Source organism: Burkholderia sp. E168m22, from assembly GCF_001319805.1.
Classification (GTDB): Bacteria; Pseudomonadota; Gammaproteobacteria; order Burkholderiales; family Burkholderiaceae; genus Burkholderia; species Burkholderia orbicola.
Map to the genome: position 1 here is coordinate 38,241 of NZ_BBSK01000015.1, position 14,630 is coordinate 52,870.

Here is a 14,630-nt window from a genome sequence, read left to right on the forward strand (position 1 = left end):
CGCGGCGCATGAAACCCGACTCCGTTTCTCCGCGGCGGCACCTCGGCCGCCGCTTCCTGATCGAATGGATCGCGATCGGCTGCCTCGGAATCGCGGTGATTCTCGCGTGTGCGCTCGGTCGCCTGTCGTCGAGCGTCGACGGGCTGATCTACGACCGGCTGCTGATGCTGCGCAGTCTGCCGCTGTCGCCCGACGTGGTCGTCGTCGACATCGACAACCAGAGCGTATCCGCGCTCGGTCGCTGGCCGTGGCCGCGCGACGTGCATGCGCGGCTGCTCGACACGCTCGCGCGCGCGCAGCCGGCCGCGGTCGTCTACGACGTGCTGTTTACCGAACCGTCGCCGGAGGATCGCGCGTTCGCGGACGCGATGAGCCGCGTGCCGACCTTCCTGCCCGTGCTGTTGAGCCCCGAGCAGGCGGACGGCACGCGCTCCGTCGATCCGCCGGTCGCCGCGCTCGCCGCGCGCGCGACGGGGCTAGGCCATATCAATCTCGAGGTCGATCGCGACGGCATCGTGCGCAGCGTCGCGCTGTTCGAAAGCGACGGCCGCGTGCGCTGGCCGCAACTGATGGTACCCGTCTATCGCGCGATCCAGGCCGGCCGGCTGCACCCGGTCGGCGGCGTGCCCGGCGCGGACGCGCACGACCTGTCGCGTGATGCGGCGGGCGAGGGCCGCTACCTGATTCCGTTCAGCCGCAATACGCCCGCGTATCCGACGCTGTCGTTCGACGACGTGCTCGAAGGGCGCGTGAAACCCGACGCGCTGCGCGGCAAGATCGTCGTCGTCGGCGTGACGGCGTCCGGGCTGTACGATCGCTTCGCGACGCCGGTGTCCGGCGAGTTCGGCCCGCTCGCCGGCGTGTATATCCATGCCAACGTGCTCGACATGCTGGCGACCGGCAGTGCGATCTCGCCCGCGTCGCGCGCGGGGTTGTTCGTCGCGTCGCTGCTGCCGCTCGCCGTGTTGCTGGGCGGCTTCCTGATGCTGTCGCCGTGGCGTGCGTTGCTGCTGACGCTGAGCCTGGCCGCGCTCGCCGTCGTCGCGAGCCTGGCGCTGCTGTTCGAGGCGCGCATCTGGCTGACGCCGGCGCCCGCGATCTTCGGGCTGATCGCCGTCTACCCGATCTGGAACTGGCGGCGGCTGGAAATGACGATGTCGTACCTGCGCCGCGAGCTGCAGAAGCTCGCCGACGAGCCGCACCTGCTGCCCGAGGCGCCGCGCACGCGCAGCGTCGGCGGCGACGTGCTGGAGCGGCAGATGGCGCTGATGGCGCAGGCCGCGCAGCGTGTGCAGGACATGAAGCGCTTCGTGTGGGACAGCCTCGACAGCATGCCCGAGCCGATCTTCGTGACCGACCTCGCCGGCACCGTGCTGATCGCGAACCATGCGGCGAAACGCTACGGGTCGCGGCTCGCGCTGCCGCTGCCGGAAGGGCGGCCGCTGCGCACCGCGCTCGGCGAGCTGACGTTCATGAAGACCGTCGACGGCAACGCCGAGCACGATGCGGCGATCCGCGAGCACTGGCCGGCCGTGCTCGATCCGACGCTCGAGGCCGAGCACGACGCGATGGCGCGCGGCATCGAGGTGCGCGATCGCGACGGGCTCGACCATCTGCTACGCTACGCGGCATGTACCAACGCGCAAGGGCGCGTGACCGGCTGGATTGCCGGCCTCGTCGACGTGACCGAGCTGCACGCGGCCGAGCGGCAGCGCGAGGAAGCGCTGCACCTGCTGTCGCACGACATGCGTTCGCCGCAGTCGTCGATCCTCGCGCTGGTCGAGATCGAGCGCGACCGCGTCGAAAGCGACGCGATGCGCGGGCTGCTCGCGCGAATCGAGCGCTATGCGCACCGCGCGCTGTCGCTCGCCGACGAGTTCGTGCAACTGGCGCGCGCCGAGTCGCAGGCGTACCAGCTCGAGGTGACGAGCCTCGTCGACGTGCTGATCGACGCGAGCGACGAGGTGTGGCCGCAGGCGCAGGCGAAGCACATTCGCGTGGAGACCGGCGTGGGCACCGACATGTGCTGGGTGCGCGCGGACCGCTCGCTGATCACGCGCGCCTTCGTGAACCTGCTGAACAATGCGGTCAAATACAGTCCGTCCGACACGGTGATCACGTGTACGCTGACGGTCGAGCACGCATCGAAGCGGATGTTCTGTACGATTCGCGATCAGGGGTACGGCATTGCGCCGGAAGATCAGCGGCATCTGTTCGAGCGTTTCAAGCGATTCCATGCCGGCGAGCGGCCCGAAATCTCGGGTTCCGGGCTCGGCATGGCGTTCGTGAAGACGGTCGTCACGCGCCATGGGGGCAGCGTGTCGGTCGACAGCGAAGTGGGTGTCGGCACCGCGGTGACGGTGTCGCTGCCCGCGATCGACGAGCCGTCCGCCTGACAGGGCCGGGCGCGACGGCAGGCATTTGGGGAAAGTCATGAGAAAGCAATGGGCAGCGACCGCGCTGGCGGCGTCGCTGTTGACGGGTTGCGCCGGCGTGACGAGCGGCGTGAGTGCGGTCGGGCAGCCGAATGCGTTTGCACCCGGTGTGCACGGCTACGACTTCGCACGGACGGCCGCGCAGGCGGACGACGCCGAGTACCGGCAGATCGAGACGCTCGTGCGCGACGAGCTCGCGCGCCGCGGCTTCGATGCGCAGCCGCTCAAGGACGCGCGTTACCGGCTGTCGATCGCGTACGCGACACAGCCGGCGGCGGTCGCGGCGAGCGCCGAGCGGTGCGGCGCGGCGAGCAGCGCGTGCGTGACGGTCGACGGGCCGGCGCCGTTCGCGCTGCCGTTCATGGGCCGCGTGTACCGTCACGTGCTGACGCTGCGCTTCGTCGATGCGAAATCGGGCGCCGACGTCTATCGCGTGTCGGCGTCGCTGCGCGATCGCGATCCCGGTACGCAGCAGGCTGCGCCGGCGCTCGTGAAGAGCGCGCTGGCGAAGGTGCCGTTCGGCGACGGCAACGGCTGGCTGGTCAAGACGAAAAAAGACGACGCGGGCGGCATGCCGGGCGTCGTCTCGGTGAAGCCGGCCGACGCGCGCTGAAGCGGCGGCCGTGAGGTGAGGGCGGGCGCGCGGGAGCGCGCCCTTGCCGCGTTCAGACGGTCGGTTGAGCGCCGTCGCGGGTGCGCAGGTACGTCTCGAATTCCGCACCGACTTCCGGGTGGCGCAGCGCGAATTCGACCGTCGCCTTTAGGTAGCCGAGCTTGCTGCCGCAGTCGTAGCGCGTGCCCTGGTACTTGTAGGCCAGCACCTGCTCGTCGGCGAGCAGCGCCTGGATCGCATCGGTGAGCTGCAGTTCGCCGCCCGCGCCCGGCTTCAGCGCACGCAGGTGATCGAAGATCCGCGGCTTCAGCACGTAGCGGCCGACCACGCCGAGGTTCGACGGCGCGACTTCCGGCGCCGGCTTCTCGACGATCGCCGACATCTTGACGATCGACTCTTCCCATTCCTTGCCGTCGACGATCCCGTACGACTTCGTCTCCGACGGCGGGATCTCTTCGACGCCGATCACCGAGCTGTGATAGTGGTCGAACACGTCGACCATCTGCTTCATCACCGGCGGGTTGCCGTCGAGCAGGTCGTCCGCGAGGATCACCGCGAACGGGTTGTCGGCGACGAGCTTTTCCGCGCACAGCACCGCGTGGCCTAGGCCGAGCGCTTCCGGCTGGCGCACGTAGAAGCAGTCGACATGGCTCGGCTTGATGCTGCGCACGAGTTCGAGCAGCTTTTCCTTGCCGCGCGCCTCGAGTTCGGCCTCGACCTCGTACGACTTGTCGAAGTGGTCCTCGATCGCGCGCTTGCTGCGCCCGGTGACGAAGATCATCTCGGTAATGCCGGCCGCGATCGCTTCCTCGACCGCGTACTGGATCAGCGGCTTGTCGACGACCGGCAGCATTTCCTTCGGGCTCGCCTTCGTTGCCGGGAGGAACCGCGTGCCGAGACCGGCAACGGGGAATACCGCCTTGGTGACTTTCAACATGATCGAACCTTTATTCCTGTAATCGACTTGTCAGACGGTCTATGTTCACGTTCGCATTATAGTGAACGCAAATGACCTTACCGTTTGTTACGCAGGCAACCGATCGAGCTGCGCACGCAGTTTTTCGAGCGTGCTCTGGAATTCCGCGACACGTTTCTGCTCCTGTTCGACCACGGCCGGCGGTGCTTTCGCAACGAAAGCCTCGTTGCCGAGCTTCGCGTTGCACTTCGCGATCTCGCCGGTCAGGCGCGTGATTTCCTTCGACAGGCGCTCGCGCTCGGCCGCGACGTCGATTTCCACCTTCAGCACCAGCTTGTTCGGGCCGACGATCGCGATCGGCGCGCCGTGCGCTTGCTGGTCGAGCGCGGCTTCGTCCGCGAGGATCTGCACTTCCGACAGGCGCGCGAGTGCCTGGACGTACGGCGCGAACGAGCGCAGGCGCTCGGCGTCGCCGGCCGCCAGCAGCGGCACCTTGGTCGCGGGCGACAGGTTCATCTCGCCGCGCAGGTTGCGGCACGCGTCGACGATCGCCTTCAGGTCTGCCGCCCACTGCTCGGATGCCTCGTCGAGCTTCTGCAGGTTTGCGACCGGGTACGGCTGCGTCATCAGCGACGCCTCCCCGTCGGCCTTGCCTTGCGGATAGCGGCCGGCGAGCGGCGCGACCTTCTGCCAGAGCGCTTCGGTGATGAACGGGATGACCGGGTGGGCGAGGCGCAGCACCGTTTCCAGCACGCGCAGCAGCGTGCGGCGGGTGGCGCGCTGCTGTTCCGGCGTGCCGTTCTGGATCTGCACCTTCGCGAGTTCGAGATACCAGTCGCAGTACTCGTCCCACACGAACTTGTAGATGCTGCTCGCGATGTTGTCGAAACGGTAATCGGCGAAGCCCTTCGCGATGTCGGCTTCGGTGCGCTGCAAGAGCGACACGATCCAGCGGTCGGCCGCCGAGAAGTCGAGGTAGCCGCCGGGGCCGCAGTCGCCCGCGCCGCACACCTCCGGCTTGTCGTTGCCGCAGTCGTGGCCTTCGCAGTTCATCAGCACGAAGCGCGTCGCGTTCCACAGCTTGTTGCAGAAGTTGCGATAGCCTTCGCAGCGCGCGAGGTCGAAGTTCACGTTGCGGCCGAGCGTCGCCATCGACGCCATCGTGAAGCGCAGCGCGTCGGTGCCGAACGCGGGGATGCCGTCCGGGAATTCCTTGCGCGTCTTCTTCTCGATGGTCGCGGCCTGTTTCGGGTTCATCAGCCCCGTCGTGCGCTTCGCGACCAGCGTGTCGAGGTCGATGCCGTCGACGATGTCGATCGGGTCGAGCGTGTTGCCCTTGCTCTTCGACATCTTCTGGCCTTCCGCGTCGCGCACGAGGCCGTGCACGTAGACGGTATGGAACGGCACCTTGCCGGTGAAGTGCGTCGTCATCATCACCATCCGGGCGACCCAGAAGAAGATGATGTCGAAGCCGGTGACGAGCACCGACGACGGCAGGAAGTGCTGCAGCTCAGGCGTTTCGTTGGGCCAGCCGAGCGACGAGAACGGCACGAGCGCCGACGAGAACCACGTGTCGAGCACGTCCTCGTCGCGCTTGAGCGCGCCTGCATAACCCTTCGCCGCGGCCTGCGCACGCGCTTCTTCCTCGTCGCGCGCGACGAACACCTCGCCGTTCTCGCCGTACCATGCGGGAATCTGGTGACCCCACCACAGCTGGCGCGAGATGCACCAGTCCTGGATGTTCTCGAGCCACTGGTAGTAGGTGGTCGTCCAGTTTTCCGGCACGAACTTGATCTGGCCGCTGCGCACGACGTCGAGCGACGTTTCGGTGATCGACTTGCCCGGGTTGAACGTGCCTTCCGGCGCCGGCTTCGTCATCGCGACGAACCACTGGTCGGTCAGCATCGGTTCGATCACGACGCCCGTGCGGTCGCCGCGCGGCACCATCAGCTTGTGCGGCTTCACCGAGTCGAGGAAGCCCTGCGCGTCGAGGTCGGCCACGATCGCCTTGCGCGCGTCGAAGCGGTCGAGGCCGCGATACTGCTCGGGGCCGTTGTCGTTGATCTTCGCGTCGAGCGTCAGGATCTCGATCGGCGCGAGCTTGTGGCGCAGGCCGACCTGGTAGTCGTTGAAATCGTGCGCGGGCGTGACCTTCACGACGCCCGTGCCGAACTCGCGGTCGACGTAGTCGTCGGCGATCACCGGGATCTCGCGGCCCGTCAGCGGCAGCGTGACGAGCTTGCCGATCAGGTGCACGTAGCGCTCGTCTTCCGGGTGAACCATCAGCGCGACGTCGCCGAGCATCGTCTCGGGACGCGTGGTGGCGACCGTCAGCGAGCCCGAGCCGTCGACGAGCGGATAGCGGATGTGCCACAGGTGGCCGTTTTCTTCCTCGCTGACGACTTCGAGATCCGACACGGCGGTCATCAGCACCGGATCCCAGTTGACGAGGCGCTTGCCGCGATAGATCAGGCCCTGTTCATACAGCGTGACGAACACGTCGCGCACGGCGGCCGACATCTTGTCGTCCATCGTGAAGTATTCGCGCGACCAGTCGGTCGACGCGCCGAGTCGGCGCACCTGGCCGGTGATCGTCGAGCCGGACTGCTGCTTCCACTCCCACACGCGCTCGACGAACTTCTCGCGGCCGAGGTCGTGGCGCGACACGCCCTGCGCGTCGAGCTGGCGCTCGACCACGATCTGGGTGGCGATCCCCGCGTGGTCGGTGCCGGGCACCCACAGCGTGTTCTCGCCGAGCATCCGGTGATAGCGGGCGAGGCCGTCCATGATCGTCTGGTTGAACGCGTGGCCCATGTGCAGCGTGCCCGTCACGTTCGGCGGCGGCAACTGGATCGCGAAATCGGGGCGGGCCGGATCGAATGCCGGGGCGGCATAGCCGCGTTTTTCCCACTCCGGCCCCCATTGGGACTCGATGGTATGGGGCTCGAAGCTCTTCGCAAGCGTGTTGTCGCTCATGTTGGAAATCTGCCGAAAAATGCGTGAATTGGATGCCGAATCTGACAATTATAAATGGATGCCCATCGGCCAGCCATCGCCTTGCCGGCGCGGGCCCGTCGGGACGCGGCCGCAACGTGTCCGCAATCTGCTCCCAACATGCAGGCAGCGTGCGACCGAACGGATCGGAAACGGCATCGCGCGGCCGACTTATAATGTCGGGTCCGCATTTTTCTCGCCCGTCAGCTGCCGCTCCATGCCCGATCTGCTCGCCAATCTGAACCCCGAACAACTCGCCGCCGTCACGTTGCCGAACGAACCGGCGCTGATCCTCGCAGGGGCGGGCAGCGGCAAGACCCGCGTGCTGATCACGCGCATCGCGTGGCTGATCCAGCAGGGCTATGCATCGCCGCCCACCGTGCTCGCCGTCACCTTCACGAACAAGGCCGCGCGCGAGATGATGGCGCGCCTGTCGGCGATGATGCCGATCGATACGCGCGGGATGTGGATCGGCACGTTCCACGGCCTGTGCAACCGGATGCTGCGCACGCACTGGCGCGACGCCGGCTTGCCGCAGACCTTCCAGATCCTCGACACGGCCGACCAGCTGTCCGCGATCAAGCGGCTGATGAAGGCGGCGAACGTCGACGACGAAAAGTATCCGCCGAAGAACGTCCAGTACTTCATCAACAACGCGAAGGAGCAGGGGCTGCGCCCGGACAAGGTCGACGCGACCGACAACTTCAACCGCAAGTTCGTCGAGCTGTACCAGGCGTACGACCAGCAGTGCCAGCGCGAAGGCGTCGTCGATTTCCCCGAGCTGCTGCTGCGCTGCTATGAGCTGCTCGCGTACAACGCGCCGCTGCGCGCGCACTACCAGGCGCGCTTCCGGCACATCCTCGTCGACGAGTTCCAGGACACCAACAAGCTGCAGTACGCGTGGCTCAAGATGCTCGCGGGCGGCGAGAACGCGATCTTCGCGGTCGGCGACGACGACCAGTCGATCTATGCGTTCCGCGGCGCGAACGTCGGCAACATGCGCGACTTCGAAGACGAATTCCGCGTGCGCAACCTGATCAAGCTCGAGCAGAACTACCGTTCGCACGGCAACATCCTCGACGCGGCGAACCAGCTGATCTCGAACAACGCGCACCGCCTCGGCAAGAACCTGCGTACCGATGCCGGCCACGGCGAGCCGGTGCGCGTGTACGAAGCCAGCACCGATTCGCAGGAAGCCGGCTGGATCGTCGAGGAGATCCGTTCGCTGATCAATACCGGGATGGCGCGCAGCGAAGTGGCCGTCCTGTACCGCAGCAACGCGCAGTCGCGCTCGATCGAGCACACGCTGATGTCGTCGGGCATTCCATACCGCGTGTACGGCGGCCTGCGCTTTTTCGAGCGACAGGAAGTGAAGCACGCGCTCGCGTACCTGCGCCTGATCGACAACCCGAACGACGACACGGCATTCGCGCGCGTCGTGAACTTCCCGACCCGCGGCATCGGTGCGCGCTCGGTCGAGCAACTGGCCGACGCCGCGCGCCTGTACGGCTGCTCGATGGCCGCCGCGATTCCGTACGTGACCGGCAAGGCCGGCACGAGCCTCGGCGGGTTCGCGAACCTGATCGCGAAGATGCGTGCCGACACGCAGCACATGAACCTGCCCGACACCGTCGAGCACATCGTGCGTGCGAGCGGCCTCGCCGATTTCTACCAGGGCGAGCGCGAAGGCCAGGATCGCCTCGAAAACCTGCAGGAGCTCGTGAACGCGGCCACCGCGTTCATCGCCGAGGAAGGCTACGGGCTCGACACGCCGGCCCGCTCGATCCCGCTGCGCGCGGGTGCGATCGCGGCGCCCGAGCTCGGCACCGCAACCGACGATCCGGCGGTCGACGTGCTCGACCCGGCGTCGCCTGCCGACCCCGCACAGAACCCCGACACGATGACGCCGCTCGCGGGCTTCCTGTCGCACGCGTCGCTGGAGGCCGGCGACAACCAGGCGCAGGCCGGCCAGGACGCCGTGCAGCTGATGACGGTGCACGCGGCGAAGGGGCTCGAGTTCTCGGCCGTGTTCATCACGGGGCTCGAGGAGGGGCTGTTCCCGCACGAGAACAGCGTGCTCGAATCGGATGGCCTGGAGGAAGAGCGCCGGCTGATGTACGTCGCGATCACGCGTGCGAAGGAGCGGCTCTACCTGTCGTTCGCGCAGAGCCGGATGCTGCACGGCCAGACTCGCTACAACGTGCGCTCGCGCTTCTTCGACGAACTGCCGGAGCACGTGCTGAAGTGGCTCACGCCGAAGGTCGAGGCCGGGTCGCGCTGGGGCGGGCGTTCGGACAATGCCGGCTACGGGCGTGACTGGTTCGCGCGGCCGGGCGGCGGCAGCCGCGAGCAGATCGTCGATGCGGCCGTGTCCGCGCCGCTGCCCGCGTTCGCGGACAAGCAGCGCGCGGCCGACGCCGGCTTCCGGGTCGGCCAGCAGGTGTTCCACACCAAGTTCGGCGAAGGCACCGTCACCGCGCTCGAAGGCAACGGCACCGATGCGAAGGCGCAGGTGAAGTTCAAGCGCCACGGCGAGAAATGGCTCGCGCTCGCGGTCGCGAAACTGCAGGCGGTGGAATGATGGACGTCGACCTCGCCGTGACGCCTGCCGCCCGTCCGCTCGGCATTCTGGCCGCGCTGCCCGAGGAACTCGGCGACCTGATCGCCGCGATGCGCGCCGACGGCGCGATGAAGACGGTCACGCTCGGCCGCCGCGACTATCACGTCGGCACCGTGCACGGCGCGGCCTGCGTCGTCACGCTCGCGCGGATCGGCAAGGTCGCGGCGGCCGCGACCGTCAGCGCGCTAATCCACGTGTTCGGCGTGTCGGGCGTGGTGTTCACCGGTGTCGCGGGCGGTGTGTCGCGCACGGTGCGGGTTGGCGACGTCGTCGTGGCCGATACGCTGCTGCAGCACGATCTCGACGCGTCGCCGCTCTTTCCGCGCTACGAGGTGCCGTTGCTCGGCATCACGCGTTTCGCGACCGACGCGGCGCTGACGGCCCGCTTGCGGGCCGCGTGCACGCTGTTCGTCGAGGAAGAGGGCGCTCGGTTCGCCGAGCGCTTCGGGCTCGCCGGCGCGGCGCTGCACGCGGGGCTCGTCATCAGCGGCGACCGTTTCGTGTCGAGCGAGCAGGAGGTCGTTGCGCTGCGCGACGCGCTGCCGGACGCGCTCGCGGTCGAGATGGAAGGCGCGGCGATCGCGCAGGTGTGCGCGGAGCACGACGTGCCGTTCGCGCTCGTGCGCACGATCTCCGATACGGCCGACGATCACGCGACGCAGTCGTTCTCGCATTTCCTGTCGGCGATCGCGAGCAGCTATTCGTCCGGCATCCTCAAGCGCTTCCTGACGCTGCATGCGACGACGGCGGCCTGAAGCCGCCGTCTCGCACTTTCCCGTCCAAACCATTTGACTGGCCGCGGCGCGCACGCCGCGGCCAGTCGTTCGTCACGCCTTTTTGCGCCGGCTGCTTTCGAGGTTCGGCAGGAACACCGTCAGCACGCCGATCAGCGGCAGGAACGAGCACACCTTGTAGACGAACGGGATGCTCGTCGCATCGGCGAGCTGGCCGAGCACGGCCGCGCCGACGCCGCCCAGGCCGAACGCGAAGCCGAAGAACAGGCCCGCGACCATCCCGACCTTGCCGGGCATCAGCTCGGTCGCATAGACGAGGATCGCGGCGAACGCCGACGCCAGCACGACGCCGATGATCACGGTCAGCACGCTCGTCCAGAACAGGTTCGCGTACGGCAGCAGCATCGTGAACGGCGCGACGCCGAGGATCGACACCCAGATCACGTACTTGCGGCCGATCCGGTCGCCGACGGGCCCGCCGATCAGCGTGCCGGCCGCCACCGCCGCGAGGAACACGAACAGGTGGATCTGCGCGGCCTGCACCGACAGGTGGAACTTGTCGATCAGGTAGAACGTGAAATAGCTGTTGATGCTCGCGAGGTAGAAGTACTTCGAGAACACGAGCAGCACCAGCACGCCGATCGCGGCCATCACGCGGCCGCGCGACAGCGTCGGGTGGCCGGCCGAGGCGGCCTTCTTCTTCATCGACGGATGTTTCTTGTACCAGTGGCCGATCTGCGTGAGCACGATCATCGCGACGAGCGCGGCCGCCGAGAACCACGCGATGCTGTGCTGGCCGTGCGGAATGATCACGAGCGCGGCGAGCAGCGGCCCGAGCGCGGAGCCTGCATTGCCGCCTACCTGGAATACCGACTGCGCGAGCCCGTGCCGGCCGCCCGACGCCATCCGCGCGACCCGCGACGATTCGGGGTGGAACACCGACGAGCCGCAGCCGACGAGCGCGGCGGCCACCAGCAGCATCGGGAAATTCGGCGCGACCGACATCAGCAGCAGCCCCGCGAGCGTGAAGCCCATGCCGACCGGCAGCGAATACGGCTTCGGATGCTTGTCGGTATAGAGGCCCACGAGCGGCTGCAGCAGCGACGCGGTGATCTGGTAAGTGAGCGTGATCAGGCCGATCTGCGCGAACGACAGCGCGAACTGGCTCTTGAGCATCGGATAGATCGCGAGGATCAACGACTGGATCATGTCGTTGAGCATGTGCGAGAAGCTGATCGCGCCGAGCACCGGGTAGATGGTGCGGGCGACGGGCGGTGCGGACGGCTGGGCGGCGGCTGCGCCGGCGGCTCCGGAGTCGAGGCTGGTTTCCATGTGAGCTGAACGAGTTGAGGTGGCTGGCGCGCTCTGTTGGGGATCGGCGCGTTGTCGATTCGTTGATGCGTCAAAGAAGTGTAATGTGGCGTATCGAGAATGTCAGGCCAAGTTTTATCGCGAATCGGACATTCGTGTGACGGATCGGTCGGTGCGTCCTTTTTTGGACAGGTATAACGCTGGCGGCGCGTCCGTCCTTCAGCCGGGCCGCGCCGGGGCCCGGTGCGTGTTTTTCCGGACTCAAGAAACGGCGGTGGCGGCCGTAGAACGACCCAATGACAACAGGCGCGCCGCGCCCCGCACCGGCTACCCGCCGGGCGGGCGCAGGACGCGCGGCATGGCCTGCCATCGCGGGACCGCCGGGACCGACCTTTCCGGCAGCGTGATCCATACGGGGATAGTTCGATGAAAGCAGCATCTTTGCATCCACAGCCCGGTGCGGCCGCCGCCGCACCCGCCGTTGCCGCCGGCCGCGCCGCTCGGCGCACGCGCGCGGCGCGTCGTACGCGCCGGCCGTGGACCGTCAAGGCGACGTTGCGCGCCGCGTTCGCGATCCTGCTGGTCGGCACGCTCGCGATCGGCGTGTTCTCGCTGTGGCAGATCAGCCGGCTGAACGCGTCGATCGCGTCGGTCTACGAGCAGGGCCACGTCGCGAGCCGCGCGGCGGCGGAAGTGCGGGCCGAGGTGTTGCGCGCGAGCCGCGCGCAGAAAATGCTGCTGACCGCGACCACCGCGAAGGAGCGCGACGAACTCGGCGCCGAGGTGAGCGCGGGGCTCGCGTCGATCGGCCAGGCGCTCGGCACGCTGCAGCGCTATGCCGATCCGGCCGATGCCGGCGATTCGGCGCGGCTGCGCGCCTTCTCGACGGCGGTCGGCACGTGGAGCACGCATCTGCGCGATTTCGTCACGCTGGTGCGCGCGCAGCCGCTCGACCTGTCGCAGATGAACTGGCAGGTCGGCACGCAGGACGTGTCGCTGCTGGTCGAAACCGGCAAGCTCGAAAAACTCGTCGCCGAACTCGTGAAGACGCGCGGCGAGAAGTCCAAGGCGACGCTCGATGCGTCCGCCACCATTTTTTCGTCGTCGTTCGCGATGATTGCGGCGATGACGGCCGCGTTGATCGTGCTGGCCGTCGTGATTGCCGAGCGCGTCGTGCGGCGCCTCGCGTCGCAGCTCGGCGGCGAGCCCGCGCTCGCGAAGGAGATTGCCGCGGACATCGCGCGCGGCGACCTGACGCGGCCGATCACGCTCGCCCGCCACGACCGCGACAGCATGGTGCGCGCGCTGGCCGAGATGCAGACGGGGCTCGCGGCCACCGTGGGCGAGATCGCGGTGAGCGCCGAGGCCATCGCGGCCGCGTCCGGCGAAATCTCGACCGGCAACCTCGACCTGTCGCGGCGCACCGAGCAGCAGGCCGTCGCCCTCGAGCGCACCGCCGCCAGCATGGAGCAACTTACGTCGACCGTGCGGCAGAACGCCGAGAACGCGCGACAGGCGAGCACGCTCGCGGCCAATGCATCGGCGGTCGCGGAGATGGGCGGGGAAGTCGTCGGTCGCGTGGTCGCGACGATGAGCGAGATCGACGACAGCGCGAAGAACATTCGCGACATCATCGGCACGATCGAGGGGATCGCGTTCCAGACCAACATTCTCGCGTTGAACGCGGCGGTCGAGGCCGCGCGCGCCGGCGAGCAGGGGCGCGGCTTCTCGGTGGTCGCCGGCGAGGTGCGATTGCTCGCGCAGCGCTCGGCAACCGCGGCCAAGGAGATTCGGGAACTGATTGGCGCGTCGGTCGAGCGCGTGGCCAACGGCGCGGCGCTCGCGCACGACGCGGGCCGCACGATGGGCGACGTGGTGCGCGCGGTCAAGCGCGTGACCGACATCATCGGCGAGATTTCGGCGGCGTCGGACGAGCAAAGCGCGGGGATCGACGAGATCGGCCGCGCGGTCACGCAGATGGATGCCGGCACCCAGCAGAACGCGGCGCTCGTCGAACAGGCGGCGGCTGCCGCGAACGCGCTCGACGAGCAGGCTCAGGCGCTGAAGGCGCTGGTCGGGCGTTTCCGCATCGCGCACTGAGCGTGCGGCACGCCCCGGCGATTACGACTTCTTCTGCTTGTCGGGATCGATGATGACCGTGCAGGTCGTGCCCGCCGACAGCACCACGTCGGCCGGCACTTCGTCGATCTTGATGCGTACCGGCACGCGCTGCGCGAGGCGCACCCAGTTGAAGGTCGGGTTCACGTCGGCGACGAGGTCGCGGCTTTGCGGGTTGTCGCGATCGTAGATACCACGCGAGATGCTTTCCACGTGGCCCTTCATCACGCCGCCGCTCATCAGCCGCATTTCGGCCGGTGCGCCGATCTTCACGCGCGGCAGCTTGGTTTCCTCGAAGTAGCCGTAGACCCAGAACGAGTGGCTGTCGACGATCGCGAGCTTCGCCTGGCCGGCCACCGCATAGTTGCCCTTGAAAGTCTGCAGGTTCGTGATGTAGCCGTCGACCGGCGCGACGACGCGCGTGCGCTCGAGGTTGAGCTTCGCGGCGTCGAGCGCGGCGAGCGCCTGCTGATACTGCGCGTCGGCGCTCGATGCGCTGTGCGCGGCATTTTCGCGGTTTTCCTTCGACACGACGAGCGCATCGAGGTCCGCGCGGCGGGCCGCGTCGTCGCGGCGCATCTGCAGTTCCGCGCGGCGGGCGGCCACTGCCGCCTGCGCCTGCTCGACCGCGATCTGGTAGTGCGACGGGTCGATCTGCATGATCAGGTCGCCTTTCTTCACGAGCTGGTTGTCATGCACGGGCAGCTCGACGATCGCGCCCGACACGTCCGGCGCGACGTTGACGATCTCGGCGCGCACGCGCCCGTCGCGCGTCCACGGATCGTCCATGTAGTGCACCCACAGCGAGCGCCCGATCAGGATCGCGACGAGAAGGATGATGGCGGTCGCGACGAAGCCGAAGAGTTTTCTGAGAATCATGATGGTTCGG

General features: G+C 67.8%; 9 protein-coding genes. 5 read left to right on the forward strand and 4 right to left on the reverse strand.

All coding sequences use genetic code 11. The features are described 5' to 3' along the window. The first annotated feature begins 8 nt into the window (after positions 1-8). Together AP428_RS04390 and AP428_RS04395 are read left to right on the forward strand one after the other, a co-directional pair. Positions 9-2,396 carry a CHASE2 domain-containing protein gene (locus tag AP428_RS04390; protein WP_054927653.1) on the forward strand — a complete coding sequence of 796 codons (2,388 nt, stop codon included), beginning with the start codon at positions 9-11 and terminating at the stop codon, positions 2,394-2,396. Between the two features lie 37 nt (positions 2,397-2,433). Then, positions 2,434-3,048, forward strand: a complete 615-nt coding sequence (locus AP428_RS04395) for a DUF4136 domain-containing protein (protein ID WP_054927654.1) — start codon at positions 2,434-2,436, stop codon at positions 3,046-3,048. A 52-nt stretch (positions 3,049-3,100) separates the two neighbouring features. Here AP428_RS04395 and galU read toward each other — a convergent pair whose 3' ends face one another. Next, complete coding sequence (gene galU, locus AP428_RS04400) at positions 3,101-3,985, reverse strand: UTP--glucose-1-phosphate uridylyltransferase GalU (RefSeq protein ID WP_006476218.1); 885 nt, start codon at positions 3,983-3,985, stop codon at positions 3,101-3,103. A gap of 87 nt (positions 3,986-4,072) precedes the next feature. Then, the gene (locus AP428_RS04405; RefSeq protein ID WP_054927655.1) at positions 4,073-6,940 is read right to left on the reverse strand and encodes a valine--tRNA ligase; all 2,868 of its coding nucleotides are present in this window, start codon (positions 6,938-6,940) and stop codon (positions 4,073-4,075) included. Positions 6,941-7,175: 235 nt separating this feature from the next. Between AP428_RS04405 and AP428_RS04410 the strand changes: the two genes are divergently transcribed. Together AP428_RS04410 and AP428_RS04415 are read left to right on the forward strand one after the other, a co-directional pair. Next, entirely contained in the window at positions 7,176-9,539 is a 2,364-nt protein-coding gene (locus tag AP428_RS04410; RefSeq protein ID WP_054927656.1) for a UvrD-helicase domain-containing protein, read from the forward strand. Beyond that, positions 9,539-10,333, forward strand: coding sequence for a 5'-methylthioadenosine/adenosylhomocysteine nucleosidase (locus tag AP428_RS04415; RefSeq protein ID WP_011545222.1), 795 nt, complete (start codon positions 9,539-9,541; stop codon positions 10,331-10,333). Before AP428_RS04410 ends, AP428_RS04415 begins: the two co-directional genes overlap by 1 nt. Positions 10,334-10,405: 72 nt before the next feature. Here AP428_RS04415 and AP428_RS04420 read toward each other — a convergent pair whose 3' ends face one another. Further along, on the reverse strand, positions 10,406-11,644 hold the full coding sequence (locus tag AP428_RS04420) for an MFS transporter (RefSeq protein ID WP_053524010.1): 1,239 nt from the start codon (positions 11,642-11,644) through the stop codon (positions 10,406-10,408). A 405-nt stretch (positions 11,645-12,049) separates the two neighbouring features. Here AP428_RS04420 and AP428_RS04425 point away from each other — a divergent pair, with 405 nt between their 5' ends. Further along, positions 12,050-13,723 carry a methyl-accepting chemotaxis protein gene (locus AP428_RS04425; RefSeq protein ID WP_054927657.1) on the forward strand — a complete coding sequence of 558 codons (1,674 nt, stop codon included), beginning with the start codon at positions 12,050-12,052 and terminating at the stop codon, positions 13,721-13,723. A 21-nt stretch (positions 13,724-13,744) separates the two neighbouring features. On the opposite strand, the gene AP428_RS04430 is transcribed toward AP428_RS04425, so the two are convergent. Further along, entirely contained in the window at positions 13,745-14,620 is an 876-nt protein-coding gene (locus tag AP428_RS04430) for an HlyD family secretion protein (RefSeq protein WP_011545225.1), read from the reverse strand. Between the last annotated feature and the right edge of the window lie 10 nt (positions 14,621-14,630).